We start from the raw sequence: 24,927 nt of genomic DNA, 5'->3' as shown, positions 1-24,927 counted from the left end.
GGGCGTCCTCAGTCGTTCTGCTGCTGCGGCAGCATCCGGAAGATCTGGTCGAACTGGGTGAGCCGGAACACCCGCATCGCATTGTCCGAGTCCGGACGCACGAGCACAACGTCGCCGCCGTGCGCCCGGCAGGTACGCCGCTGCCAGACGAGCACGGCCAGGCCGGCACTGTCCACGAAATCGACGGCGGCGAGGTCGAACACGATCTGGGGGCATCCGGCCACGTCGGATTCGTCGAGCCTGGCGCGCAGGTCGGGCGCGGCGACAGCGTCGAGTCGACCGCCGAGCGTCACGATGGAGAGTCCCGCTGCCGGCGTCGCGACGCCGACCGTGAGGCCAGTGTGACGAGATGTGTGGAAGGTGTCTGGGTCGATCATGGCTGGTGCTCATTTCCGGTCTGCTGAGGGTCGGCCGGCGCGGTGCGGTTGACACGAAGGGTCCATCGGTTCCCGGCGTCGAGCCGGCGGTAGTCGAGATCGTCGACGAGTTTGCGGACGAGCATGAGGCCGTATCCGCGTTCCTGGGGGACCCCGGCAACAGGGATCCTGACCCCGGTGGGGTCGAAGGGCCGGCCGGGATCGGACACGCAGATCTCGACGGCGGAATCGGTGATTCCCGCGGTGAAGCGGATCTCCGCGGCGACCGGCAAGCCGGCGTGGTCGATGATGTTCATCGCGACCTCGTGTACGGCCAGTTCCAGGCGTGCGGCGATCGCGCCGGCCTCATCGTCGGGGAGTTCGCCGAGCACCCCGTGCAGCCACGGACCGATCTTGCGGACCATCGCGGTGGTGCCCTCGATGACGAGGTCGATCGGGTCAGCTGTCGCGGTCATGAATCGCCTCCACTGCTCGGAGGATGACGAGGGTGCGGTCATCGGAGGGCGGGATCCCATCCGCGTGCGTTTCCACGGCATCCAGAATATGGTGTCCGAGCCGCTCGGCGGACTCTTCCGGGAGTTCGGCACAGAGTTCGGCCAGGCGGTCGTAGCCGAGCATCACCCCGCCGGAGTCCTCCTGTTCGGCGAGTCCGTCGGAACCGAGCACCAGCGCGTCGTTCCGCTGCAGGTCGAAGCGCACTGTCCGACCCCGTGGCTCGGGCAACACGCCGAGCGGCGGCATGGACGCCGGGATCAGCGTGACGGTGCCGCCCAGCACGAGCATCACCGGGGAATGGCCGGCGTTGCACACGTGCAGGGCGCCCGAGCTGGGCCGGTATGTGCCGAGGGCGACGGTGATGAACAGGCCGACATCGTCGAGATAGTCGTAGAGTTCGATACCCATCGCCCGCATCGCCCCCGCAGGATCGTCTGCGTCGTGGGTGAGGAAGGCCACCCGGGCGGCGCTGACGGCGCGCGTCATCACCATCGCCGCGGGAAGACCCTTTCCAGCGACGTCGCCCACGGTGAACCACAGCACGTCGCCCACTACGGCGAAGGCGAAGAAGTCCCCGCCGGCGAGGCTCGCAGGAGTGGTGTGGGAGAACACCTCGACCCCAGAGAGGGTCGGCGCCGGCTGGGAGAAGACCGCCTGGGCAAGGCTTGATGCGACCTGGTGCTCGCGCTCGAACGTAGCGCGCTTGATCTCCTGGAGATGCAGCCGGGTGAGCGTGAACTGCATGTCGGTGGCGGCAACGGCCGCCCTGACGAGGCGCAGGTCGCCCGTGCTGTAGACCGGTCCGTTCGTCCTGACGAATGCGAGGGCGCGGATGCCTCCACTCTGGTCGCTGAGGGGTGCGATCACGGCGTTCCCCTGGCCGACGAGCCTCGGCTCCGGGTCGTCTGTTCCCTTCGTCGCCTCGCGGATGACCGCCGTGAGCTCGGGCGAGTCCGCGGACCGGCCTCCCGTGGTGTGCACCAGGCGATCGTCGACCATCGCGACGAGGTCCGACGCGGTCAGCGCCCTGGCTTGCTCGAGCAGGTCGTCAATGGCCTCGGACCTGCCGAGGGTGCTCAGGTTCACCTGGGTGAGCGCCCGAAGGGCACTCAGATGGTCCTGGCTTGTGATCAGGGCTTCCGTGACGTCGTCCTGCGCAGAGTAGATCCCGTGGATCGCGCGGCGGATGGCGTTGGCTGCGTCGATGGCATCGGGGGCCGTATCCCCGGAGACGGTCCAGTCGGAACCGGGTGACCGGTGGATCTCGCCGGCCCCTGCCGCCACCAGCAAACGTTCGAGAGCGGCGTCGGCGAGGTCGCTCTCGATCAGGTGGGTTTCGGTGGAAGCCGGCGTCATGATGTGGTCGTGGTCGGGTCCGTCCGGGACTCCAGGGTGAACACCTGCTGGAGTTCGGTCAGCTCGAGAATGATCCGGACGGGGTCTGAGACGTTCACGAGAATGACTTCGCCGCCGACCGCCTTGGCTGCCTTCTGGGAGCGCAACATCTCGGCGAGCGCGCTCGAGTCGACGAACACGACGTTCGAGAGGTCGAGTCGCAGGGTTGCGTTACCCGGGCCGATCAGAAGGTCCACGACCTTGCGGAAGTCCCCGATTTCGTGGGCGTCGAAACGACCGGCAAGGCTGACGGTCGTGTGGCCGATTCCGGATTCGGTGCGTATTCTCATCGTGGTTTCCTATTTGATCGATGCGACGGATGCGGGGGAGGAGGCGCGCGAGACCGGCGAATGGCCGGTGACGGTATACCCGCCGCGCAGATCGTGGACCTTGATCTTGACGAGGTCCGCAACGAACTGCAGGCTCACCTTGGCGGCGTCGACTGTGGAGCCTGGCGCGTCGATCCATTCGACGGGGACTTCGGCCGTGCTCAGCCCGAGACGTCCGGCGAGGTAGATCACCTCGAGATCGAAGGAGAAGCCGTCGACGACCTGGAGGTTGAACAGCGACAGGGCCGCCGGGGCCGTGAAGAGCTTGAAGCCGCACTGCGTGTCGGCGATCTCGATGCCGAACCCGACGGAGACCACGAGGTGAAGGCCCCGGCTCAGGACCTTGCGCAGGGCGCTCTTGCCGCTCACTGCGGCGCCTGCGGCCGCGCGGGAGCCGACGACGACGTCGTAGCCGACATCGATCTTCTCCATCAGACGGTCGAATTGCTCGATCGGCGTCGACTGGTCCGCATCCGCGAACAGGATGAATTCGCCGCGGGCCGCGAGGATTCCCCGGCGGACGGCGTCGCCCTTGCCCGTGTTCTTGGCTGCGACGAGCACGGTCATGTTCGGAAAGCGGAGGTCCTGCAGGAGGGAGACCGTCGTGTCCGTCGAGCCGTCATCAGCGATGATCAATTCCCAGGGCTCGCCCCTCGAACACATGTGGGTGGCGATCGCACCGACGGTCGGCAGGATCCGCCATTCCTCGTTGTAGGCGGGGATGACAACGGAGACGCGCGGCGGCACCGTCGACTTCTCGGTGACCCACCTGCGGTACGCCTGGTAGGTGCTGGTCTCCGCGCTCATCTGGGCAGCCCTTCTTCGGTGGGGATATAGGGAGAGGATCTGGTGAGAAGGTGCCGGGCGACCATCACGCCGAGCAGGAGCACCATCGCCACGAATTGCACGATGATCAGTTGCGCGGTCGACTCGTGCCAGACCAGCAGCAGCATGAGCTGCACGAGCGAGGCTCCGAGCAGCAGCCACGATTGGGTGTTCCGTCCCTGCGACAACTCGTGGCTGGCCACGAGGTTCGCGATGGCGAAGAGAGTCGTCATCCCCGCGTATGCGGCGAGGGGCGCAGCAAGGTCACCATAGGCCGGGCCGAGGATGAAGCCCAGCACGGGGCCGCCGAGGAGTAGCGCACCGAGTGTGCACGCCGCACCGATTCCAGCGACGGCCGCGATGCCGCCGGTCAGGAGCGACCCGGTGTCACCACCGCTCGCGTGGCGTCGCGCCACGACCGGGAACACGACAGTCGCGACCGACCACGCCAGGAAGAACACCGCCCGGCCGACGAGGGCTATCGCGGCATAGATCCCGGCGGCATCGGGGGAAAAGAATGCCTTTGCAACGAGGACGTCGCTGTTGTTGGCGATGATCTGACCGAGCAGGAGCACGGACACCAGGACCGCGTAGCCGCGCACCGCGACCAGGTCGGGGGCGACCCCGGTCCGCCCTGGTCCGGTCCTGGCGAGCAGTTTCACGGCGAGCCAGGTCGCGACGAACGATGCAGTGAGACCGACGGTCGCGCCGTTGACGCCGAAGCCGAGCGCCACGAGGGCCACGCCACAGCCGAGACGCACGACCATCTCCACCACGAAGGACGTGGCGAGGCCGGGGAAGCGCAGCCGCCCCTGCATCACGCCCCGGCCGACAGACTGCACGAGGTAGAACGGCATCCCGGCGCCGAGGATGACGAATGGCCAGAATGAGGCGGTGTGGAATACCTGCGACCAGAGTGCACTCCCTCCCGCGAGGACCAACCCGGTCAGAATCCCGGCGCCGAGCGCATAGCCGCGCAGGGTGCGGGCGAGCCGGTCGGAGCGGTCCGGCTGGCCCGACTCGTCATAGATCCCGACGAACCGGGCCGCCACGAGCTGCAGGCAGAGCGCGATCGAGGTGATCGTGAGCATGAGCGTCACCATTAGATTGGCATCCGAGAACTCGGCAGGTGTCAGTACCCGGCCAAGGAACAGGTTGAGCACATAATTCCCGGCATTGGCCACGATCATGGCCACCGCAAGAGCGGTTCCGCCACCCACCAGGGAGGGGCGTGTAGAGGAAGATTCCTTCGTCATCGCATGGTCCGCCTGTCGATCAGGCGCTGGATGTGGATCAGGTGCCAGTGCACGACCTCGGACATCGGGATGCCCGAGGCGGCCGCGAAATTGCGGCGGCCGAGGGACACCCGCTGTTCGGGGTCGTCGAGCACCTCGGCAAGGGCGTCGGCGAGGCTGGTCGCGTCGCCCGGTTCGAAGTAGACGCCGAGGAAGCCCTCTTCTTCGATGATGTCGACCAGGTCGCCGATGCGGGGCAGCACGGCGGCGCGACCGTACTCGCCGGCCTGGTGCAGCACACCCGAACTCCCGGTCGTCGACGTGTATGGGAAGGCGACGACGGTCGCTGAGGAGAAAAGCGGCGCCACCTCCTCCTCCGCGACATAGCCCGTGAAGACGAGGTCGGGCAGGTCGGAGAAGCGTTCAGCGACCGACTGCATGTAGCCGGCGGAATTCGGGCTGTCCGTGCCCGCGAGTACGAGTTCGAGGTCTCCGTACCCGCGGTCGAGGAGCTCCTGGTATGCCTCGACGAGCACGTCGACGGTCTTGTACGTGCCCCACTTTCCGAACGCGAGGATGCGCCGGCGTCCGGCCGGTACGCCGAAGGACGGGAGGGCGACCTCCTCGAAACTCCCGTGCGGTGCGAGGAGGGCGTTCGTCGCGCCATAGCTCTCCTGCAGGTATTCGACATAGCGCGGGATGGTCAGCGCCACGAGGTCCGCGCGAAGCAGGGCGCGGGTGAGGATGCGTCCCGCGAACTTCATCAGGCGCGCCGTCGCCGCGGAGCCTGCGAAGCCGGCATCCTGCATGTCGACGTTGTCCGCGAGGTTGTGCAGCACGACGATGGTCGGCACCCGGAACATCCGGAGCACCGCAGGAATCAGCAGTCCGAGTGCCCCGGGGATGCGCTTGTCCCCGAACGTGGCGAACTGGAGGTTGAACAGCACGGCGTCCGGGCGAGTGCGTCGGATCTCCCGGGTGAGTCGCACGATGTTCGCCACACTGTTGAAGGTCCAGCTCGGGTACACCGTCACGCCGTCGAGGGGGGAGGGAGTGCCGGCATCCGTCACGTCGGCGTACAGCAGAACCTCTGCGACCTCGGCCTGCCGGGCGAGGTGTTTGACGAGGTGGAAGCCGAACTCGTTCAGGCTGTTGCGGCCCGGGGGAAAAGCCGTGACGACACCGACCCGCAGTTTCCCGCTCATCGGGCCGGTACCGGGCCCGACGACGTTGGAGCGTCTGGGTTCATGCGTACCCCCTGTGGATCGTGAAAACCGGAACGGCGCTCGCCGGCGGTCGTGTTGTACTCAATTGCCTGCCCAACGAGCTCGGAACCGAGCACGTCTCGTGGTGAAACCGGGCACTGCACCACCTGACTTGCTCCTGTGTTCGCGCGGCATCTTCGGGGGTACCGTGCAGAGACAGTATGACGTATCCTCAGGGTAATTTGTATGCAAATCTGGTCGATCCGGAATGTGCACATACCTACCCGTTTCCTCGTTCGACCAAGAAGAGAGGCCCCAGACATGGGACCTGACCGCACCGGCTCCGACCCATCGCGCTCGTCGCCGCGCGACGCGTTCGTGATGCCTCGACTGATGCTTGTTGTCTTCGTCGCGGTGAGCCTGGGAATCGCCGCCTATGCCTGGGCAACCGTGGCCACCAACGTGGCCGAACGTCCGGTCTGGGTTGACTACGCGTACTACCTCGGCCTGGAATTCGCGGTGGCGGGCCTGGTGCTGGCTCGCGTCATTCTCGTTAAGGCCGAACGGCTCGCCTGGGCGTTGCTCGGCGCGGCGATGCTGTGCATCGCCGCGGCAGACACGGTCGAGTCGATTCTCTTCCCGCCGCGGGCTCCCCATGCGGCTTCCCTGACGGCCATCATTTTCTTCGCCCTCTTCCTGGTGTTGTCGGTGTCGTTCCTGCTCGTTCTGATGCGGCGACGGCTGAACCCGACGTCGGCGACAGTGTGGCTGGACGGTGTCATTGCCGGCCTCGGGCTCGTGGCGGTTGCGGCGGCGGTCCTGTTCCGACCGGTGTCGGACATCGTCCTGGACGATATCCTGGGCCTCGCCTACCCGGTCTCGCCTCTCATCCTCGTGGCCCTGCTCGTGTGCGCCCTCACCGTCTACGGCCGACGCCCGAGCCGGGCGTGGTACCTCCTAGTCATCGCTTTCCTGGGCTTCGCACTGGCCAACACCTTCCTGGTGGCCGGCGTCGCCGACGGCAGCTATGTCCGGGGCGGAATCGTCGATGTCGCGTGGCCCATTGTCGGCGTCCTGCTCGGTCTTGCCGCATGGAGCCCGGGCGTTTCGGCCCTGCCCGACCGCGCGAGCGCCACGCTCGCTCTCGCCGCACCCGCGATTTTCAGCATCGGCGCACTCGGCGTGATCGTCGTGAACGAGTTCGTGCCGCTCGCCTCGCTTGCCGTCTTCGTCTCGTTCTGCACTCTGTTGGTCGGTGCGGTGCGCCTGGTGCTCGCGGTGCGGGATGCGGATCGGTTGCGGGTGCGGCAGGTGGAGTTGAATGTGAGTCTGGGGTTGGCTCGGGATGCGGCGTTGGCGGCGACGACGGCGAAGTCGGCGTTTCTGGCGACGATGAGTCACGAGATCCGGACGCCGATGAATGCGGTGATCGGGATGACGGGGTTGTTGCTGGATACCCGGTTGGATGCGGTGCAGCGTGATTATGTGGAGACGGTGCGGCGCAGTGGGGATCTGTTGCTGGACTTGATCAATGACATCCTGGATTTTTCGAAGATCGAGTCGGGTGGGCTGGAGTTGGAGGATCGTCCGTTCGATTTGATTTCGGCGGTGGAGGATTCGGTGGGTTTGTTGGCTGTCGCGGCCGATAAAAAGGGTGTGGCGTTGTTGTGTGATTTCGCGGATGGGTGTCCGTCGTGGGTGAGCGGGGATGTGACGCGGTTGCGTCAGGTTCTGGTGAATCTGGTGGGTAATGCGGTGAAGTTCACGGAGTCGGGCACGATCATGGTGCGGATCGAGCCCGCGGTGCCGGCGCTTCCGGTGTCGTCGGTGGTTCCGGTGGTGCCGGGGGAGCCGGGGACGGTGGCGCTCCGGTTCCTGGTGTCGGATACCGGGATCGGGATTCCGGCGGATCGGATGCCGCGGTTGTTCCAGTCGTTCAGTCAGGTGGACGCGTCGACGACGCGGGTGTACGGCGGGTCGGGTTTGGGGTTGGCGATCAGTCAGGCCCTGGTGGAGATCATGGGGGGCCGGATCGAGGTGACGAGCACGGTCGGGGTCGGCTCGACCTTCGCATTCACCATCGCCTGGCGGGAAAGCCCGTCTCCGGAGCGCCGCGTGACCGAAACAATCTCACTTGCGGGACTCCGCGCACTGATGGTGGACGACAACGAGGCCAACCGTCGGATCCTGTCCGGTCAGCTCTCCCGGTGGGGGATGAAATGTACCGTGACCGCGACATCCGATGAGATGATCGCGGACGCCAGGAACAGCCCGGTTCCCGATATCGCGATCCTGGATATGCAACTGCCGGGAATGGACGGCGCTGCCGTCGCCCGGGTTCTGCAGGACCTCCCGGGCTGGCAGGACACCCCGATGATCCTGCTCACGAGTATGAGCGCGACACTGAGCAAGGCGCGCAAGGCGCCGTTCGCCGCGGTCCTGACGAAGCCGGTGCGCAGCGCCCAGCTGCAACGTGTCGTGATCGAAGTGCTCTCCGGCCAGGTCGCTGCGGGTGACGAAACGCCCGCTCGTGCGGACGCCGTTTCCGGATTGCGGATCCTCCTGGCGGAGGACAACCTCGTCAATCAGAAGGTTGCGCAATTGATGCTCGCCAAGGGCGGCCACCGCGTCGACACCGTCAGTAACGGACTGGAAGCCGTTCACGCAGCTCAACTGGGCGACTTCGACGTCGTGTTGATGGACGTGCACATGCCGATCGTGGACGGCCTCGAGGCCACGCGATTGATCCGGGTGCTGGGCGACAGCATCCGCCAGCCCATGATCATCGCCCTGACGGCGAGTGTGACGGCGGAAGCTCGCCGGGCCTGTCTCGATGCGGGCATGGACCAGTACCTGAGCAAACCGATCCGCGTCGAAGAACTCGCGGACGCCCTGGCCCTCACCATCAGGGTTCCGGCGCGTCAGTCCGTCCCGGCCGTGACCGTGGGCGCGTTCAGCGAGTGGAAAGACGACTCGGCGCCGTTGCCGAGTCCGACGCCGGAACCCGCAGCCAGCGTCCTCGCGACGCCGACGGCCGAGAGCGCGCCGGTGCTCGATCCCGAGTTGTACGGCTACCTCGACGAGATGGGCGCCGAAACCAAGGCCGTCCTGCTGCAGCACTTCCTCGACGAGAGCGGCGGCCACCTGGTGGCCCTTCGGGCCGAGCTCGACCGCGACAACCTGGTTCAGGCAGCATTCGTCGCCCACCGGCTGCGCGGGAGCAGTGCCACGATCGGTGCCAGCGAACTGGCCGCCGTGTGCGGGGAGATCGAAGCGCGCGCCAACGAGGGCGGACGCATCACGGAGGATCAGCTGACCCGGTTGGAGGCGGCCATCGCCGAGGTGACGGCCGTGCTCGTGACCGACCTCGCGGCCACTCTCGACGCGGGGTGATCCTGCTCGTCGAGCAGGACCAGCTGTTCTCCTCACCGCGCCGGGCCGGCCACCGTGGACCGGCATCGGTCAGAGTCTGTTCACCGGGGTGACCCGTCGCTGTTACCGGCGCGCCATACGGTGTGAGCAGTGGCAACATGAGCTGCCGCTCCGAACGCTCCATCGCACAGCTTTGGGAGAATCCTCATGAAGAGACAGACCTCCGTTCTCACGTCGACCAGCCTCGTGACCGCACTCGTCGCGAGCGTCATCCTCACCGGACTCGGCGGTGCCGCGTTGACGGCCTCGGCCGATGACGGAAACGACAGGACACGCGCCACCAACGTCATCTACCTCCTGGGCGATGGCATGGGCCGTACCCACGTCACGGCCGCCCGCGAACGCTATTACGGCGCCGCTGGGAAGCTGGCCATGGAGACCCTGCCTGCTCAGGGCTTTGTCAGCACCTACGCCGTCGAGAAGCTCTCCGGGCAGCCGGGCGCCGCCGACTTCAAGCCCAATCCCGTCACCGATTCGGCCTCCGCCGCGACGGCCTGGTCCTCCGGTGTCAAGACCTACAACGCGGCACTCGGCGTCGACGCCAAGGGTGCTGTCGTTCCCACGATGATGGAACTGGCCAAGAAGGCCGGCTACCGCACCGGCAACGTCTCGACCGCTGAGATCACGGATGCCACTCCCGCCGGCCAGATGAGCCACGCCCTCGCCAGGGGGTGCCAGGGCCCGGTGTACTCCGATGCGGCCTGCCAGGACCTGTCCATCACAGGAGCCGCCCTCCCGACGAGCGACGTGCGGGTCACCCCCATCGCCGACCAGATCGCCCGCAACGGAACGGCGGACGTCATCCTGGGTGGTGGGCTCAGCCGGTTCGACGCCGCCGATGAGACGGCGCTCAAGGGACAGGGCTACTCGGTCCTCGGCTCCATCGCCGGCCAGTCGACCGCCACGAAGGCAGATCTGGCCTCCGCCTCCGGCGCCAAGGTCTTCGGACTCTTCAACAAGGGCAACCTGACCGTCGAGAAGACCAAACAGGACAACCCGTCTTCGGTCCAGGCACAGGAACCGACCCTGTCGGAGATGGCGAGCAAGGCCATCGACCTGCTGCAGAAGGGCAAGAGCAACGGAAACAAGGACGACCGGAGCGGAAAGGGCGGCAAGGGGTTCTACCTCCAGATCGAAGGCGCACTCATCGACAAGCGCTCGCATGCCAACGATGCCGCCCAGACCCTCGGCGAAATGAAGGCGTTCGATGACGCGGTCGCGGTCGTCAAGGACTTCGCCAAGCGCGACGGAAACACCCTGGTCATTGTGACCGCGGACCACGAGTGCGCCGGATTCAACATCATCGAGAAGGGCACCTTCACGAACGCCGAGGCCGGGACCCCGCCGGCCAACGTCGACAGCGGGAACACCGCGAACAACTCCACCCCGACCCGGCCGTCCAATTCGAAGGATGCCGCGCGTTCAACGGGCATCGTGAACGGTGCCGGCGCTGCAGACCCGAAGAACTTCGGGCCGGCGACCTTCCGCACCCCCACGGATGCGGCGGGTGTCGTCGACGGATCTCCGGATGCCGGACTCTGGTTGACCTATCTCTCCGGTAACCACACCGGGGCGGATGTCCCGGTGTTCGCCACCGGACCGGGGTCGGAACAGCTCCAGGGCACGGTCGACAACACGGCGCTCTTCGGAATCGTCGGACGCGCGCTCCGCGTCGTGTAGTCGGACCCGGTATGAAGACCCGAACCGGAATCGCCGCGGCGCTGAGCGTCGTCGCCCTCTGTGCTGTCGTCGGAGTCACCGTGTATGCGGCGGCCGCCGGAGCAAACGGTGACGCGCGAACGGTCGCCGCGATGGAGGGACCCGTGACGCCGTTCACTCCCCAGGCGACGTTCGCCGGACTGTCGCCGGCGACCGGGGACCCCGAGCTGGAGAGCCTGGTCCAGGTGCACCCGAGCCCGGGGGCGATCGTTGCGGCGGCCGGTCCGTTCGACGACCGGTTCGTGCTCGAGGACCTCGCCTTCGACGGGGGTTCGGTCTCGGGTGCCGTACGCGTGACGAGCGACGTGAGTGACGTGCTCGACCTCGAGGTGCTGGCCGGGTTCTATGACGCCAAGGGTGTTCTGGTCGGCAACGCGCGTTTCGTCCACCACCTGGTCGAGGACGCCACTCACGCGGAGCCACCCGAAGAGCGCTTGGAGTTCACAATCGCGGTACCCGCGGACGTGTCCGGTCGGGCCGTGGCTGCGTCGATCGGGGTCCCGGTCCTCGTCAACGAATGACCTGCGACCGAATGACCCGCCACCGAACGACCCGTCACCGGATGGGTCGAGAGTAACCGAGTCGACTGCGAACGCTCCATCTACGAACGCGGCCGGGCCGGGTGCCTGTGCACCCGTTCCGGCCGTCGTCGTCGATTCTCGCAGCGTGCGTCCGCCTGGTGCCGTGGACCTGACGACGTGAGCCTGGCCAGGATCAGGGCTGGCCCTCCTCGGGCCGGATCGGGCTCGTGCTGGTGAGGAGGATGGGTGTCTGGTCGGGGTCGAGTCGGGGTGGTGGGGTGAGCCAGTAGCGGTCGGTGTCGTCGCGGGTGATGCGCCAGTGTTCGTTGTGAAGTCGGAGGTGGTCGGCCCGGCAGAGCAGAACGCCGTGGTCGAGGTTGGTCTGCCCGGTGTCGTCTTTCCAGTGCTCGATGTGATGGGTTTCGGTCCAGGAGGGTGGGCGGTCGCAGCCGGGCCACATGCAGCCGCCGTCGCGGATGGCGAGGGCGGTGCGTTGGGCGGGGCTGAAGGTGCGTTGCTCGCGGCCGAGGTCGAGGCCGTGTCCGTGGTCGTCGAAGGTGACGTCGAGGAGTCCGCTGTCGCAGAGGCTCCGCTCCATGGTCTCGGAGGAGACCGTGACCGCGGTCCCCTCGATCACGCCGGGCTGGAGCGTTGGCGTCGGGGCGCGGTGGCCTACTCCGGCATCGACGCTGGTATCGGTTGTGGGAGCGGCCGAGGGTTCGGGAGCTGGCCCGCTCGGTTCGGTCCCGGTGGCCGCGACCCCGGTGGATGTGGTCCCGGCCGACGTGGCCTCGGCGGGTGTGCTCCCGGCCGTCGGGCTGGTCGGTGAGGTCCCTGCGGGTGTGGTGCCGGTGGGGCGGATGGTGACCATGCGGACGGCGGGGTTGCGGCCGCCGGCGATGCGCTTGGGGTCCGCTTTCACGCCGAGTTTGGTCAGGGCGAGGAACGCGTCCGCGGTGAGCTGCTCGGTGCTGCGTGGGTCGTCATGCACGCGCTTGGCCCAGGCGGCCTATGCCTTGTCGACGAAGCGGACCCCGCCGCGGCGGGGGCTGGTGATGGCGTCGTAGGTGCTCATCAGGTATTCGCCGTCTTCCGGGGCGAACAGGCCGACCATGCGCACCTGCCCCGTGTGGAGGCGGTAGAACCGCAGAGACCGGTCGTCGTAGGCGGCCTTCTCGCGGGCGGCGATGCCGGCCTCATCGAGCACGTCCCGCATCCGGCGGGCCCGCTTGAACAGTTGGTCGGCGTTCAGGGTTCGTGCTTCGGTGAGGAGGCGGGCGAGGGCTGTGGCGAGTTTCTCCGGAGTGATCGCTTTGTCCAGGTCGCCCAGACCCTTCCGGAGCGCGTCGGCTTTCTCCACGCTGAGCCAGCCCTCGCCGAGGGCCCGGCCGATCGGGGCGTGCCAGGGCGCCACAGCGGCGGCCGGCACCGGCGGCAGGTGCGGGGTGGTCCCGTCGGGGGGCGGCTGCCCGCCGGTCCTGTCGGGGCCGTCGGGTCCAGCCTGACCGTCGATCCCGTCGCTCCCGTCACGCCCGTCCCTCCCGTCACGTCCGCCATGCCCGTCGAGAGTCGGGGTCCCGTCGAGTCGTTTCTATGCCTCGGCGGCTTCCCGGGCGGCTTTCTCGGCGGCGTCGGCCTCGACGAGCAGCCGGCCCACGCCGAGCAATTTGACCGCGTCGATCTTGCTCGACCCGGAGATGGCCTGGAGCAGGTCTTCCGGGGTCCGGTACCCCTGCCGGGCGGCGAGGCCCTTCCCGCCGAGTTCGGCCCGGGACCGGCGGGCGAGGGTCGCCGCCATCCACGCGGCACACGTCTCCAGCGCCCGCCGGGAATTCGCGATCAACGCGTGCCCGGCGAGCACCTGCTCGTCGCTGAGCGCGTCATAGTCCGCCGATGACCCGCCCAGCGCCGCGACAGCATCCGGCACCAGCACGGTGAAGGATGCACGGGGAGATGCACCGACCTGCGGCTGATCCGGTGAAGCGGGCGACTCCGGGAGGTTTGTCATGCCCCCACGTTACGACCGACCGCCGACACTCTCTGAGCATGGCTCAGGTCTGTGGAAACTCTCGGTGATCAAGTGTCTGTTGAGGACAAAACCGTTCGATCACCCGCCGGTTATTGGTCGTCGCTCTCGGCGCGCGGGTGCCGCTGGGTGTCGGTCGGGGGCAGTGCGCCGGGTCTGGTGACCTCTTCGCCGGTTTCGGCATTGACGGCCGTCTGGCCGGGCGGAAGGTTCGACAGGTCCGGCGCGATCATGGTCGGCATCAGCTTGGAATCCGGCAGGCCGAACCGTGGAATCGACTCCGCTTCGGTCGTGGCGAGCACGAGATCGTCTGTCTGGCGCGGCAGGGTGCGGCCACGGAAGAAATTCGGGTTGACCGCCCACCAGACCAGCATCACGACCACACCGAGCACCAGCGCGCCGATCCCGACGACGGCGACGGCGCCGATGCCGAAGATCGTGACGTTGTCCCCGTTATCGTCGGTGAGCCAGTCGACCGTGGCGTACTGCTGCAGCCCGTAGACGAAGGCCGCGGTCAGCATCAGGCCGCCGAGCAGGGGGAACAGGCCCCGCATGATCACGTTCCGGAACGACGACCACATCGACCTGCGGTAATACCAGACGCACGCGAAACCGGTGAGCCCGTAGTAGAAGGCGATCATCAGACCGACGGAACCGATCAGCGCCCCGAGCAGCTGGACACTGATCAGGGTGAAGAGCAGGTAGAACCCGATCGAAACGCCGCCCATGGCGATGGTCGCCCAGGTCGGGGTGAGGAACTGCGGGTGGATCTTCGCGAAGCGTGCGGGCAAAGCGCGATAGACGCCCATCGACAGCGCCGTGCGGGCGGTGGGCAGGATCGTGGTCTGCGTCGATGCGGAGGCCGAGGTGAGGATCGACGCCGAGAGGAGGAGCATCGCGAGGTTGCCGAGGGTGCTGTCACCGAACAGGGCCGGCCCGATCGCGGCGAAGACGTCCGCCGAGTTCGCGTCGTTGCCGAGGCCCACGCCGTCGGTGCCGACGCCGGCGAAGGCGACCGCCGCGACGGTCACGAGGGCGTAGGTGCCGAGCAGAAGCAGGGTGCTGATGATGGCGGCCCGGCCAGGCGTCTTGCTCGGGTCGGCCGTCTCCTCGTTGACGGAGACGGCTGTGTCCCAGCCCCAGTAGATGAATACGGCGGTCAGCACGGCCGGGGCGATCACGCTGCCGAAGTCGAGCGTGAACGGGTTGAACCAGTCGAGCGTCGGGGTCAGCGAGTAGCTTTCCGCGCTCCCGGTGTAGACGCGAATGAGCGCGAACACGGCGAACATGATCAGTACGACGACCTCGATGCCCAGGAGCACGTACTGGATGCGGGCCGAGAGCTCGATGCCGCGGTAGCAGATCCAGGTCATGATGACGATCCAGATCACCCCGGCGACCGTCGACCAGAACTGGTCGTTCGCGAGGTCGGCGACGCCGGTCAGCCCGAGGTCGCCCATGAAGGTGAAGGAGTACGAGCCGGCGACCTGGGCGAGGTTGGCCATCACGATGACGTCCGCTGCGATGATGCCCCAGCCGCCGAGCCAGCCGGTGATCGGGCCGAACGCCCGGGTCGCCCACGTGAAGGTCGTCCCGCAGTCCGGCTCCGCCTTGTTGAGTTCCTGGTACGCGACGGCGATGAGGTACATCGGCACGAAGGCGAGCAACACGATGCCCGGTGCCTTGACACCCGCGAGGAGGGCGCCGCCGCTCGCGACGATGAACCCGAGGCTCGCGGCGAGGCTGTAGGCGGGGGCCGTCGACGCCATCCCGACGACCACGCTCGACAGCAGGCCGAGCGCTCCGCCTTTCAACCCCTTGCTGTCGACCTGGTCTGAACGTTTCTCGCCGGCGTGGGACGAAGCGCTATCGGTCATCAGTACTCCCCAGATGAGGGCCGACCGGGGCCGGCAACAGTGCGGAACAGGGCGAACGCGGTCCCTCAGCGGTGAGCGATCGTGATTGACACCGTTCTACCCCCGTTTCTCACGGCCCGCACCTGCAGAATGTTCCGGTTTCGCATGTCTTCGAGCCGCGGGCGGATCCCACGATCACCAGTCGGGTAGGAATTCCTGCCACACGGCACGCCGGTCCCCGCGGGGATCCGACTCGACGCGGTCCTCCGCGTCAATGATCAGGGTCAGTCGGTCGTCTTCGGTGTAGCGGGGCCAACCGGTATCGGGACGGCCGGTGACCGCGAAGTGCAGCCAGTGCCGGCGCATCCGTTCGCCCGCGTTGATGAAGGGCTCGCGACCGCCGAGCATGCTCATGATCCGCGCGACGGGCAGGTCCGCCTGATCGAACAGGGCGAAGAGCTCGATGCCGTGGGTCGCGCCGAAGCCGAGCATGTGCATCAGGCGCGGAGCGAGGTCGAAGCGGTAGACGTAGACCGGCGCGACCCGGGAGTGCAGCTCCCCGAGCTGCAGGCTCGGGTACCAGAACACGAAGTCGCTGCCGAAATCGACGGAGCCGCGCAGCGGTGACAACCCCGCGTATGCCGCACGCATCGCCTCGTGCGAGCTCTGCGGCGCCTGCCCGAAGATGGCGCTGATCCGGGGAGCCGAGCGCGGCAGGATGTCGACCCTGCCGCGGAAGAGGGTGCCTTCCCGCTCGTTGGAACCGATGATGAGCGGGACCCGGTGTTCGCGGCCGGCGCGGAAGGCGTCGACCGGTCGTTCCGGCAGGAAGTCGCCGTCGACGACCGGCACGAGGCAGAAGGTGCCCGGGTTCGAGTCCGGGGTCCGGGTCTGCACCGCGACGACGGCTTGGGAGATCACGTCGGCGGGCGCCAGAGCGAGCAGCTCGTCCGGAGAAAGGCCGACCGCTCCGGCGTCGGCTTCCGTGAGCGTCCGCACCTCCTCGAGGGCCTCCTCGGCCCAGGCCTCCGTGAGTTCGCGCGAGAACGCGGCGTTGGACGGCGAGCTCTGGGCGATCGCACGCGCGAAGAGACCCTCGGCCGACGGTGTCGCCATCAGCGTGACGACCGCGTTCCCGCCGGCGGATTCCCCGAACACCGTCACGTTGTTCGGGTCGCCGCCGAAGGCACGGATGTTGTCCCGCACCCAACGGAGGGCGGCGACCTGGTCGCGCAACCCGAGATTGCTCTCGAAGGGGTGCTCGGGTGTCGAATACCTGGTGAAGTCGATGTAGCCGAGCGCACCCAGGCGGTAGTTGAAGCTGACGTAGACGACGTGGCCGCTCCGCACGAAGCGCTCGCCGCGGCCCGTGAAGTCCTGCGAGGACCCCACGCTGTAGCCACCGCCGTGGATGAACACCATCACCGGCAGGCCAAGGCGGCGCCGGTGTGCCGCGGCAGGGCGCATCACATTGATCGTGAGGCAGTCTTCCCCCGAGGCACTGCGCGGCCCGTGGGCGCGAAACTGACCGCGATGCGGTTGCGAGGCGATCGTGCCGAACCTCGAGGCATCGCGGATGCCCTCCCACGGTTCCACCGGACGCGGTGCCCGGAGCCGACCGTCACCGACCGGTGGTGCCGCATACGGGATCCCCCGCCAGGCCAGGATCCTGTCCTCGTGCACCCCGCGCACGACCCCGCCGGTGACGCGGACGTCGAGGCGACCGCGGGGGAGGGGAACGGAGCGGACGGGTGCTCCCAGGCCGGGGTTGGGGCCTGGATGCGGCTCGTCGTCGAGGGTCACTGCTGTGGACATGCGGTCCTCCTCGTGGGAATCTTCTGGAGTTGTCTGGGTCCTTCGTCTGGCTGGCGATCGCGTGTGTTGCTGGTGATCGTGTGGGGTGCGGGGTCTGGGGCTGGCCGGCTGCCGGGTCAGCGGTATTCGGGATTGGGCTCGAAACCGAAACGCTCTCCGGTGTCCCACTCCTTGCGGAGATTCCCATAGGCGGGGAAGCCGCCGTTGGCCTTCAGGATCGCCGCGAGGTGCATCAGATTCCAGGTCATGAAGGTCGTGTTGCGATTGGTGAAGTCATTGTCGGGGCCGCCGGACCCGGAGTCCAGGTAGCTCGGCCCCGGCCCGATCTCGCCGATCCAGCCCGCATCAGCGGCCGGCGGGATCGAGTAGCCGATGTGCTGCAGGCTGTAGAGGATGTTCGACGAGCAGTGCTTCACGCCGTCCTCGTTGCCGGTGATGATGGCGCCGCCGACCTTGCCGTAGTAGACGTACTGACCCTTCTCGTTGAATTCCCCGCTCATCGCGTAGAGCCGCTCGATCACGCGCTTCGTCACCGAACTGTTGTCGCCGAGCCAGATCGGGCCGCCGATGACGAGGATGTCCGCGGTCTGCACCTTGTCGAAGAGCGCCGGCCAGGCATCCGTCTTCCAGCCGTGCTCGGTCATGTCGGGATAGACACCGGTCGCGATATCGTGGTCGACCGCCCGGATCGTCTCGGCGTAGACGCCCTGCTCGTGCATCAGGTTCATGCTCAGGTCGATGATCGCCTGGGTGTTGCTGGCTTCGGGGCTGCGCTTGAGCGTGCAGTTGATGAAGAGCGCACGCAGTCCGGAGTAGTCGTATGAGGCCTGGGTGTTGCGGCTCGGCGGGGTCATGGCGCCAGTGTTGCACCCGCTCCGCGCACCGGCTACCCCGGGTTCGGGTTCACTTTGCCCCGGATCCGGGGTTGAATTGCCGGGTGACTCCTCGCGAACGCCGGATCCTGATCGTTGCCATCCTCTCCTCCTTCGTCGCGTTCCTCGACGGTTCGATCGTCAACGTCGCGCTCCCCGCGATCTCCCGCGAACTCGGCGGCGGCCTCACGCTGCAGCAGTGGGTCGTCGACGGCTACCTGCTCTCCCTCGGCGCCCTGATCCTCGTTGCCGGCTCGCTCTCCGACACCTTCGGCCGGGTGCGCGTGCTGCGCGTCGGGCTGATCTGGTTCGGGGTCACCTCGCTCGCCTGCGCCGTCGCACCCTGGGGCGCCGCGCTCGTCGTCGCGCGGATCCTGCAGGGTGCCGCAGCCGCCCTGCTCGTCCCGAGCTCCCTCGCCCTCATCACCTCGACGTTCACCGGACCGGCGCAGGGCCGCGCGATCGGAGCCTGGACCGGCTGGACCGGCATCGCGGGCATCGCCGGCCCCATCCTCGGCGGCGTCCTCGTCGACACGAGCAGCTGGCGACTCGTCTTCGCGATCAACGTACTGCCGATCGCGGCGACGCTCATCGTGCTCGCCGGGGTCCGGGAACCGGAACGCACCGGTCCGACCGCCCGGATCGACGTCGCCGGGGCGTGCCTCGCCGTCGTCGGCCTCGGCGGTCCCGTCTTCGCGCTCATCGAGCAGGGCAGGCTCGGCTGGGGCAGTCCCATCGTCTACCTGCCCCTGATCGTCGGGCTGCTCTCCCTCGCCGCCTTCCTCTGGTGGGAGGCCCGCGCCCCGCACCCGATGATGCCCCTCGGCCTCTTCCGGGCGCGCAACTTCTGGGCGGGCAACCTCGCGACCGTCGGCATCTACGGCGCGCTGAGCCTCGGCTTCTTCATCTTCGCCGTCTACCTGCAACAGGTCGGCGGCCTCTCGGCGACGAGCGCGGGACTCGCGGGCATCCCGGCGACCCTGATGATGCTGTTCTTCTCGACCCTGTTCGGCGGGCTCGCGGCCCGGTTCGGCCCGCGGCTCTTCATGACTCTGGGCCCGATCGTGGCCGGCAGCGGCTTCCTCCTCCTCACCCTGGCCGTTCCCCCGGTGGATGTCTGGCGCACCGTGATCCCCGGCATCGCCGTCGTGGGTCTCGGGCTCTCGATCACGGTTGCACCCCTGACCGGCGCCGTGCTCGGTTCCATCCACCCCGAGCAGGCCGGAATCGGCTCGGCGATCAACAACGCCGTCTCCCGGGTCGCCGGCCTCATCATGATCGCGCTCGCCGGCACGATCGCGGGCGAACAGCTCGGCGTCGCCGGGTTCCAGCGGGTCCTGGTGGTCACCGCCGCGCTCATGTTCGCCGGCGCCCTCGTCTCCTGGCTCGGCATCCGCACCCCGAAGAGCATGACGGATGCCGGGACCCCGGCGGCCGGAGAGCACACCTGAGCGCAGCATCCGTGTGTCTCTCGCAAGCCCTCGAACGGGAGGGGCCCGGAAATCTGTTATAGTTTCTAAGTTGTCTTCGCGAAGGATTTCGCCTGGCACATGCGCTCGTAGCTCAACGGATAGAGCATCTGACTACGGATCAGAAGGTTGGGGGTTCGAATCCCTTCGGGCGCACAGTACAAAAGCCCCGTGCAGAGGAGAAATCCTGTTCACGGGGCTTTTTGCATGTCCAGCCACCGGTCGGGAGCGCCTTCGAGCTCTCAGGGAATCCTTGTACGCTAAACCCCGTCATCAGGACTGTGATCGTACCGGGGGGAAGTGTGTTGGACGTCTGCAGGTTGTGCGTTCGGGTCGGCGGTTGTTGTGCCCGTTCCGGGGACGAGACGTGAAGCACGCTCGGCGTTACGTCGGCCGTTATCTGATGTCGATGCCGGTGAGTCTGCTGTTCCTGTGCTCTGTTCTCGTCGCATCCGGAATCGCGGGCACGCTGTTCGGTCCCCTCTCCCCGATAACGGCGCAGTCGTGGGGCGCCGACGCGGATTCGACGATCGGCTCCGGTCGTTGGTGGTCGATCGTCTCATCACTCGTCATGGTGGACAGCCCGGCCCAACTCATCGTCGTCGTCTTCGCGTGCCTCGTGATCCTGCCCCAGGCTGAGCGCTCCCTTGGCCATGCCCGACTACTGCTGGCCATGACGGTCACGGGTCTCCTCGGTGTCGGTCTCGGGGTGCTCCTCCAGTGGGGCGGCGGACGCATCGGCGAGTGGTGGTCGACTGACATGAATTTCGCGGCGACTCTGGACCCCGTGATCCCGATCGCGGGAGCAGCGTTGGCCGCGAGCGCCTTCGCAGGGCCGCTGGTGCGGAGGAGGATTCGTGTCTGGGGTTTCGCGACTCTTCTCGTCCTGGCGCTGTACGGGGGAACCTCCGCCGACGCCTATCGGCTGATCGCCGCCGTTCTCGGACTCTTCCTCGGCGAGATCCTGCACGAGCGTCGGGCGCGGTTCAATCTCCACAGGAGCACGCACACGGAGACCAGGACTCTGGTTTCCCTGGCGGTGGCGATCAGTGCGATCGGACCCGCAATCTCAGCGGCGTCGAACGGCTCAGGGGTGTTGTCCCTGTTCGGCTGGATTTTCGGCGACCCGTTCCCCGCGATCGAGGACGTCCGCGATGCCTGTGCACAGGAGACCGTGCTGGCCTGCGCGCACGACCAGGCCTTTCTGGCGATTCACAGCCCCGGATCCGTCGTCATGCTCTTCGTTCCCCTCGTCCTGCTGCTCGTGTCCGCCTATGGTCTCCGGCAGGGGAAGCGGGCGGCCTGGTGGCTCGCGATCATCATGAATGTCGTCCTCGCCGTCCTCTCGACCGTCTATGTGGCCAGCGCCCTGGATCAGGGGGATGGGTCGGCGACCGCGTCCTCCATCGACATCGTCGAGATCATCGTCTGGATCGGCGGCCCGATCCTTATCCCGGTCAGCGTGGCGGTTGTGCTCATCGTCACGCGCCGGAACTTCCGCCTGGTCTCGACTTCGCGTCGAATCGGTCAGTTCTGGGTTGTGAGCGGGGCGGCACTCGTCGCGCTCTCGGCGAGCTATTTCGTGGTGGCCCGCGCCACCATCGACAGCTTCGCGCCCGCACTCGAACCCGGGAACCTCGCCCTCGGCATCCCCCTTCGATTCGTACCGGTGAACTTCGTCCTCTCACGCGACGTGTTCTTCATGTCGAGGGACCCCCTCACCCAGTTCGTGTCCCAGTGGATGGGACCGGTCTTCTGGGCCATCGTGTGTGTCTGCCTCATTCGCCTGCTGATCTCGACCGTCGTCCCTGCGGATGCGACGATGGGGCAGGACACGATCCGTCGCTTCATCAGGCGCGGGGCCGGCACCTACGGATTCATGGCCACGTGGGACGGCAACCGCTACTGGTTCAGCGACACAACCGACTCCGCCGTCGCCTACCGACTCGTCGGGGGAGTGGCGATCACGGTGTCCGACCCGCTCTGCGCCAGCGGAACGGAACGAGACGCCATCCTCGAATTCATAGCGTATTGCGACAGCCAGAACTGGGTCGTGGCCTTCTACAGCATTCACGAGGAGTATCTCTCCTACTTCGACGAACTCGGGTGGTCCTCGGTGCCCGTCGGCGTGGAGACGCTCATCGATCCACTCACCCTCTCCCTCACGGGCAAGTCGTGGCAGAACGTGCGAACACCGCTCAATCGCGCACTGAAGCAGGGCATCACGGCGCAGTGGGTGACTTATACCGACCTCTCCAGCGACTCGCAAACCCAGGTGCGGGCGATCTCAGAGCAGTGGGTGAGCGAGAAGGCGCTCCCGGAGATGGGCTTCACCCTGGGCGGTCTGGAGCAGCTCAAGGACCCGGACGTGCGGCTCATGCTCGCCGTCGACGCAGACCATCGCATCCAGGCGATCACGAGTTGGCTGCCGGTCTACCGGGATGGCGCACCAGTCGGATGGACGCTCGACTTCATGCGGCGAGCGGACGACAGCATGCCCGGAATCATGGAATTCCTGATCGCCTCCGCCGCCCTGCGCATGCAGAAGGACGGTCTCGCGACCCTCAGCCTCTCCGGCGCACCGCTCGCGACCATGCCGCCGTCGGCTGGGGAGGAACCCGGTACGCCGACCCCGTTGGCCGATTTCATGAACCTGGTGTCGCGGATGCTGGAGCCCTCCTACGGATTCGCCTCCCTGTTCAGATACAAGTCGAAGTTCCACCCGTCTTACCGGAGTCTCCACCTGGCGTACCGTGACCCGCTCACGCTCCCCCTCATCGGCCGCTCACTGGCCAACGCCTACCTTCCTGACCTGACAACGGCCCAGACAATGGAGTTGCTGCGCAACACCGGGGCGCGGTGAGAGGCTCGCGGCCGCGAGTCACTCGCCCAGGCGTCCGGGCGGAGCCGCGCGCACGTGCATCCGCTCGCCCTGCCGGCCGAAGAGGGTGAGGAACTCGACGTCGCCCGGCCCGACCCTGCCGAACCAATGCGGCGTGCGGGTGTCGAACTCGGCGGCCTCCCCGGCCGGGAGCACGAGGTCGTGCGCGCCGAGCACGAGGCGCAGGCGGCCGCGCAGCACGTAGATCCACTCGTACCCCTCGTGCACCCTCGGATCCGGCTCCCGCTCTGCCACCGAGGCGGGGATCAGGTGCTTGAAGGCCTGCGGTCCGCCGCTGCTACCGCGGGACAGCGGCACGATCGTCTGGTCGCGGTGCCGCGTCGGCCGCAAGTGGATGCGCGGGTCACCCGTCTCCGGCGCCCCGACCAGTTCGTCGAGCGGAACGGCATAGGCCCGGGCCAGCGGCAGGAGCAGCTCGAGCGCGGGACGCCGTTGCCCGGATTCGAGCCGCGACAGCGTGCTGACCGAGATGCCCGTGATGCCGGACAGCTCGGCGAGTGTCATGCCTTGTTCGGTGCGCCGGGCCCGCAGCAGCGGGCCGACGGCCGCGAGCATCGATTCTGTCGAAGCGGATGTGTCTTCCATGGGTCGATCTTGCCACTTCGGCAAACGGGCTTGGCGATTCCGTTTCTCCTGGCCGAGCATCGGTGCAGGAGGTCTGCCATGACACACGAGGAACACCCGTTCGGCCGCGACTACTGGGAGGACCGCTACGCCGCCCCCGGGCTGGCGTGGAGCGGCGACCCGAATCCCGTGCTGGTGTCCGAAGCCACCTCGCTCGCACCGGGCCGGGCACTCGACATCGGCAGCGGGGAGGGCGGTGACGCGCTCTGGCTGGCGCTGCGCCGGTGGCAGGTCACCGGCGTCGACATCTCGACGAACGCGCTCGCCAAGGCGCGCGCCCGGGCGGAGTCCGTCGACGGACCGGCCGCGGCGCGCATCCGCTGGGAACAGCACGACCTGACCGCCTGGTCGCCTGAGCCCCGCTCATTCGACCTCGTCACGTCGCAGTTCATGCACCTGCCCGGGCCCGCCAGGAGCCAGCTGTTCCGGGCGCTCGCGGCGGCCGTCGCGCCGGGCGGCACCCTGCTCATCGTCGGCCACGACGTCTCAGAAGCCGATGCCGGCGAGCACCGGGCGCACTTCCGCGAGCTGATGTTCGGGGTCGACGACGTGCTTGCCGCGATCGCCGGCGAGGACCTCGAGGTCGAGGTCGCCGAATCGCGCGGACGGGAGGCGCCCGCCGCTCACGACGACGCGACCCCCGTGCGCGACGTCGTGGTCAGGGCGATCCGGCCGGTCAGGCCTCCGGCAGCAGGGTGAAGGGTGTCTTGCCCGACGGCACGCCGTTCACCTGCAGTTCGACGGCGTGCTCTCCGGGGTAGTACCTGCGCGTGGTGATCGCCCGCAGCGAGTGCCCCTTGGTCAGGAGCACGACCTCGCCGGGCTCCAGGGTCAGGGTCGTGAGCTTGAACGTCTTGCCGCTGAGGGTGCCGTTCGCCTTCTGGTGGTGCATGACATAGTCGACCACCAGGCGGGTGGTGACCCGGGCATCGTTGCGGATGCTGGCGGTGAAGTTCACCGTTCCGCCGAACGGCACGTTCGTCTCGTTCAGCACCGGGCCGGCCACCGTCACGTCGGCGGCATGGAAACCGAGCTGTGCGAGCGCGGCCGGGTTGCCCCGTTTCACGAGGGTGCGCAGCGCGTGTCGCACGAGCCGGGCGGTGTTCGCGTCCGGGTCGGCGAGCCAGGCGGCCGTCGTGGCGACCACGAGCTCCGGCTGCTGCCTGCTGAGGTCGTTGAGGTGGTTGGCGACGGACCGGCGCACGACCTCGTCCTCGTCGCGGTACAGCGCGTGCAGGATCGGCAGCGTCGCGGTCGGCTCGGCGAGGATGCCCGGCACCCGGCGTGCCCACGGCAGGAACGGCCGGGTGCCCTCCGACGCCAGCCGGCGCACGTCGGCGTCGCTCGAGGCGGTCCAGCCCAGCACGACCGGGAGCGCCCGGTCGAGGTCGTGTTCGAGCAGGATCCGGATGGCGAATTCGGAGCTGAGCCGGCCGGTGAGCTCGGCGAGCATACCCAGGGCGTCGTCGAAGGCGGTATCCGTGCCCGCCTCGATGCCCTTGACCGCGATCGCGGTCGACACCGGCCAGATCAGCCAGCCCGTGAACGGCGCGGGTCCCGACGCGGCGGCGCGGATGGTCGCGGCGAACGAGGTGTAGTCGCCGGGCAGGTCGGCCAGCAGGGCGTCGCGCAGCAGGTCGCTCCGCTCACGAAGCGAGAAGGGGGCGAGCATCCCGGTGGCTTCGTGCAGGGCGGTGAGCGGCGCGTGCGGCGTGACGGCCTGGATCGCCGTGGTGAGGGCGACCGCGGTCGGCATTCCGATGAGTTGGTCGGCGAAAGGCATGGAACTCCTGGTGCTGGTGCTGGTGCAGCGGTGTACCCCTCCAGCGT

General features: G+C 67.7%; 21 protein-coding genes and 1 tRNA gene. 7 read left to right on the top strand and 15 right to left on the bottom strand.

What is annotated here, in order from left to right; genetic code table 11:
- Positions 1-8: 8 nt before the first annotated feature.
- From E3O44_RS09540 to E3O44_RS09510, 7 genes are read right to left on the bottom strand one after another with little or no spacing between them, the layout of a single operon-like run.
- Positions 9-377 (bottom strand): STAS domain-containing protein, encoded by a 369-nt coding sequence (locus tag E3O44_RS09540; RefSeq protein ID WP_134534498.1) that lies wholly within the window; start codon positions 375-377, stop codon positions 9-11.
- A complete protein-coding gene (locus E3O44_RS09535; protein WP_166792600.1) occupies positions 374-832 on the bottom strand; it encodes an ATP-binding protein in 459 nt (152 codons plus the stop codon). The genes E3O44_RS09540 and E3O44_RS09535 overlap by 4 nt, the downstream gene beginning before the upstream one ends.
- Positions 816-2,228: a PP2C family protein-serine/threonine phosphatase gene (locus E3O44_RS09530; protein WP_134534496.1), complete on the bottom strand. Its 1,413-nt coding sequence runs from the start codon at positions 2,226-2,228 to the stop codon at positions 816-818. Before E3O44_RS09530 ends, E3O44_RS09535 begins: the two co-directional genes overlap by 17 nt.
- On the bottom strand, positions 2,225-2,557 hold the full coding sequence (locus E3O44_RS09525; protein ID WP_134534495.1) for an STAS domain-containing protein: 333 nt from the start codon (positions 2,555-2,557) through the stop codon (positions 2,225-2,227). The genes E3O44_RS09530 and E3O44_RS09525 overlap by 4 nt, the downstream gene beginning before the upstream one ends.
- 9 nt (positions 2,558-2,566) lie before the next feature.
- The gene (locus E3O44_RS09520; protein ID WP_134534494.1) at positions 2,567-3,403 is read right to left on the bottom strand and encodes a dolichyl-phosphate beta-glucosyltransferase; all 837 of its coding nucleotides are present in this window, start codon (positions 3,401-3,403) and stop codon (positions 2,567-2,569) included.
- Positions 3,400-4,641 (bottom strand): oligosaccharide flippase family protein, encoded by a 1,242-nt coding sequence (locus E3O44_RS09515; RefSeq protein WP_166792599.1) that lies wholly within the window; start codon positions 4,639-4,641, stop codon positions 3,400-3,402. Before E3O44_RS09515 ends, E3O44_RS09520 begins: the two co-directional genes overlap by 4 nt.
- 32 nt (positions 4,642-4,673) lie before the next feature.
- Positions 4,674-5,861, bottom strand: a complete 1,188-nt coding sequence (locus E3O44_RS09510) for a glycosyltransferase (RefSeq protein WP_134534492.1) — start codon at positions 5,859-5,861, stop codon at positions 4,674-4,676.
- Positions 5,862-6,182: 321 nt separating this feature from the next.
- On the opposite strand from E3O44_RS09510, the gene E3O44_RS09505 reads away from it, so the two are divergent.
- From E3O44_RS09505 to E3O44_RS09495, 3 genes are all read left to right on the top strand, one after another.
- Positions 6,183-9,254, top strand: coding sequence for a response regulator (locus tag E3O44_RS09505; protein ID WP_166792598.1), 3,072 nt, complete (start codon positions 6,183-6,185; stop codon positions 9,252-9,254).
- Between the two features lie 186 nt (positions 9,255-9,440).
- Entirely contained in the window at positions 9,441-10,973 is a 1,533-nt protein-coding gene (locus tag E3O44_RS09500) for an alkaline phosphatase (RefSeq protein WP_134534490.1), read from the top strand.
- Positions 10,974-10,984: 11 nt separating this feature from the next.
- Positions 10,985-11,533, top strand: coding sequence for a hypothetical protein (locus E3O44_RS09495; protein ID WP_134534489.1), 549 nt, complete (start codon positions 10,985-10,987; stop codon positions 11,531-11,533).
- 193 nt (positions 11,534-11,726) lie between these two features.
- On the opposite strand, the gene E3O44_RS09490 is transcribed toward E3O44_RS09495, so the two are convergent.
- The 6 genes from E3O44_RS09490 to E3O44_RS09465 form a co-directional block, all read right to left on the bottom strand.
- A complete protein-coding gene (locus E3O44_RS09490; protein WP_134534488.1) occupies positions 11,727-12,524 on the bottom strand; it encodes an HNH endonuclease signature motif containing protein in 798 nt (265 codons plus the stop codon).
- A gap of 18 nt (positions 12,525-12,542) precedes the next feature.
- Positions 12,543-12,962 carry a DUF222 domain-containing protein gene (locus tag E3O44_RS09485; RefSeq protein ID WP_166792597.1) on the bottom strand — a complete coding sequence of 140 codons (420 nt, stop codon included), beginning with the start codon at positions 12,960-12,962 and terminating at the stop codon, positions 12,543-12,545.
- A 162-nt stretch (positions 12,963-13,124) separates the two neighbouring features.
- Complete coding sequence (locus tag E3O44_RS09480; RefSeq protein ID WP_134534486.1) at positions 13,125-13,541, bottom strand: hypothetical protein; 417 nt, start codon at positions 13,539-13,541, stop codon at positions 13,125-13,127.
- A 110-nt stretch (positions 13,542-13,651) separates the two neighbouring features.
- Positions 13,652-15,436 carry an APC family permease gene (locus tag E3O44_RS09475; RefSeq protein ID WP_134534485.1) on the bottom strand — a complete coding sequence of 595 codons (1,785 nt, stop codon included), beginning with the start codon at positions 15,434-15,436 and terminating at the stop codon, positions 13,652-13,654.
- Positions 15,437-15,610: 174 nt separating this feature from the next.
- A complete protein-coding gene (locus E3O44_RS09470) occupies positions 15,611-17,230 on the bottom strand; it encodes a carboxylesterase/lipase family protein (RefSeq protein ID WP_134534484.1) in 1,620 nt (539 codons plus the stop codon).
- Positions 17,231-17,346: 116 nt separating this feature from the next.
- Positions 17,347-18,084, bottom strand: a complete 738-nt coding sequence (locus tag E3O44_RS09465) for a flavodoxin family protein (RefSeq protein ID WP_134534483.1) — start codon at positions 18,082-18,084, stop codon at positions 17,347-17,349.
- An 83-nt stretch (positions 18,085-18,167) separates the two neighbouring features.
- Between E3O44_RS09465 and E3O44_RS09460 the strand changes: the two genes are divergently transcribed.
- The 3 genes from E3O44_RS09460 (at position 18,168) to E3O44_RS09450 (ending at position 22,434) form a co-directional block, all read left to right on the top strand.
- On the top strand, positions 18,168-19,553 hold the full coding sequence (locus E3O44_RS09460; protein ID WP_241976201.1) for an MFS transporter: 1,386 nt from the start codon (positions 18,168-18,170) through the stop codon (positions 19,551-19,553).
- A gap of 101 nt (positions 19,554-19,654) precedes the next feature.
- Positions 19,655-19,727 (top strand) — tRNA-Arg (locus E3O44_RS09455).
- A gap of 211 nt (positions 19,728-19,938) precedes the next feature.
- Positions 19,939-22,434: a bifunctional lysylphosphatidylglycerol flippase/synthetase MprF gene (locus tag E3O44_RS09450; protein ID WP_134534481.1), complete on the top strand. Its 2,496-nt coding sequence runs from the start codon at positions 19,939-19,941 to the stop codon at positions 22,432-22,434.
- An 18-nt stretch (positions 22,435-22,452) separates the two neighbouring features.
- Here the strand turns inward: E3O44_RS09450 and E3O44_RS09445 are convergent, their stop codons facing one another.
- Positions 22,453-23,058 carry a helix-turn-helix domain-containing protein gene (locus E3O44_RS09445; protein ID WP_174775063.1) on the bottom strand — a complete coding sequence of 202 codons (606 nt, stop codon included), beginning with the start codon at positions 23,056-23,058 and terminating at the stop codon, positions 22,453-22,455.
- A 78-nt stretch (positions 23,059-23,136) separates the two neighbouring features.
- On the opposite strand from E3O44_RS09445, the gene E3O44_RS09440 reads away from it, so the two are divergent.
- Positions 23,137-23,796 (top strand): class I SAM-dependent methyltransferase, encoded by a 660-nt coding sequence (locus E3O44_RS09440; RefSeq protein ID WP_134534479.1) that lies wholly within the window; start codon positions 23,137-23,139, stop codon positions 23,794-23,796.
- Here the strand turns inward: E3O44_RS09440 and E3O44_RS09435 are convergent.
- Positions 23,774-24,880 (bottom strand): DNA alkylation repair protein, encoded by a 1,107-nt coding sequence (locus E3O44_RS09435; protein ID WP_134534478.1) that lies wholly within the window; start codon positions 24,878-24,880, stop codon positions 23,774-23,776. The genes E3O44_RS09440 and E3O44_RS09435 overlap by 23 nt on opposite strands.
- Between the last annotated feature and the right edge of the window lie 47 nt (positions 24,881-24,927).

This window comes from Cryobacterium algoricola (assembly GCF_004402485.1).
Lineage (GTDB): Bacteria > Actinomycetota > Actinomycetes > Actinomycetales > Microbacteriaceae > Cryobacterium > Cryobacterium algoricola.
The sequence above is the reverse complement of the archived record's forward strand: the minus strand, read 5'-3'. Positions and strand labels throughout refer to the sequence as shown.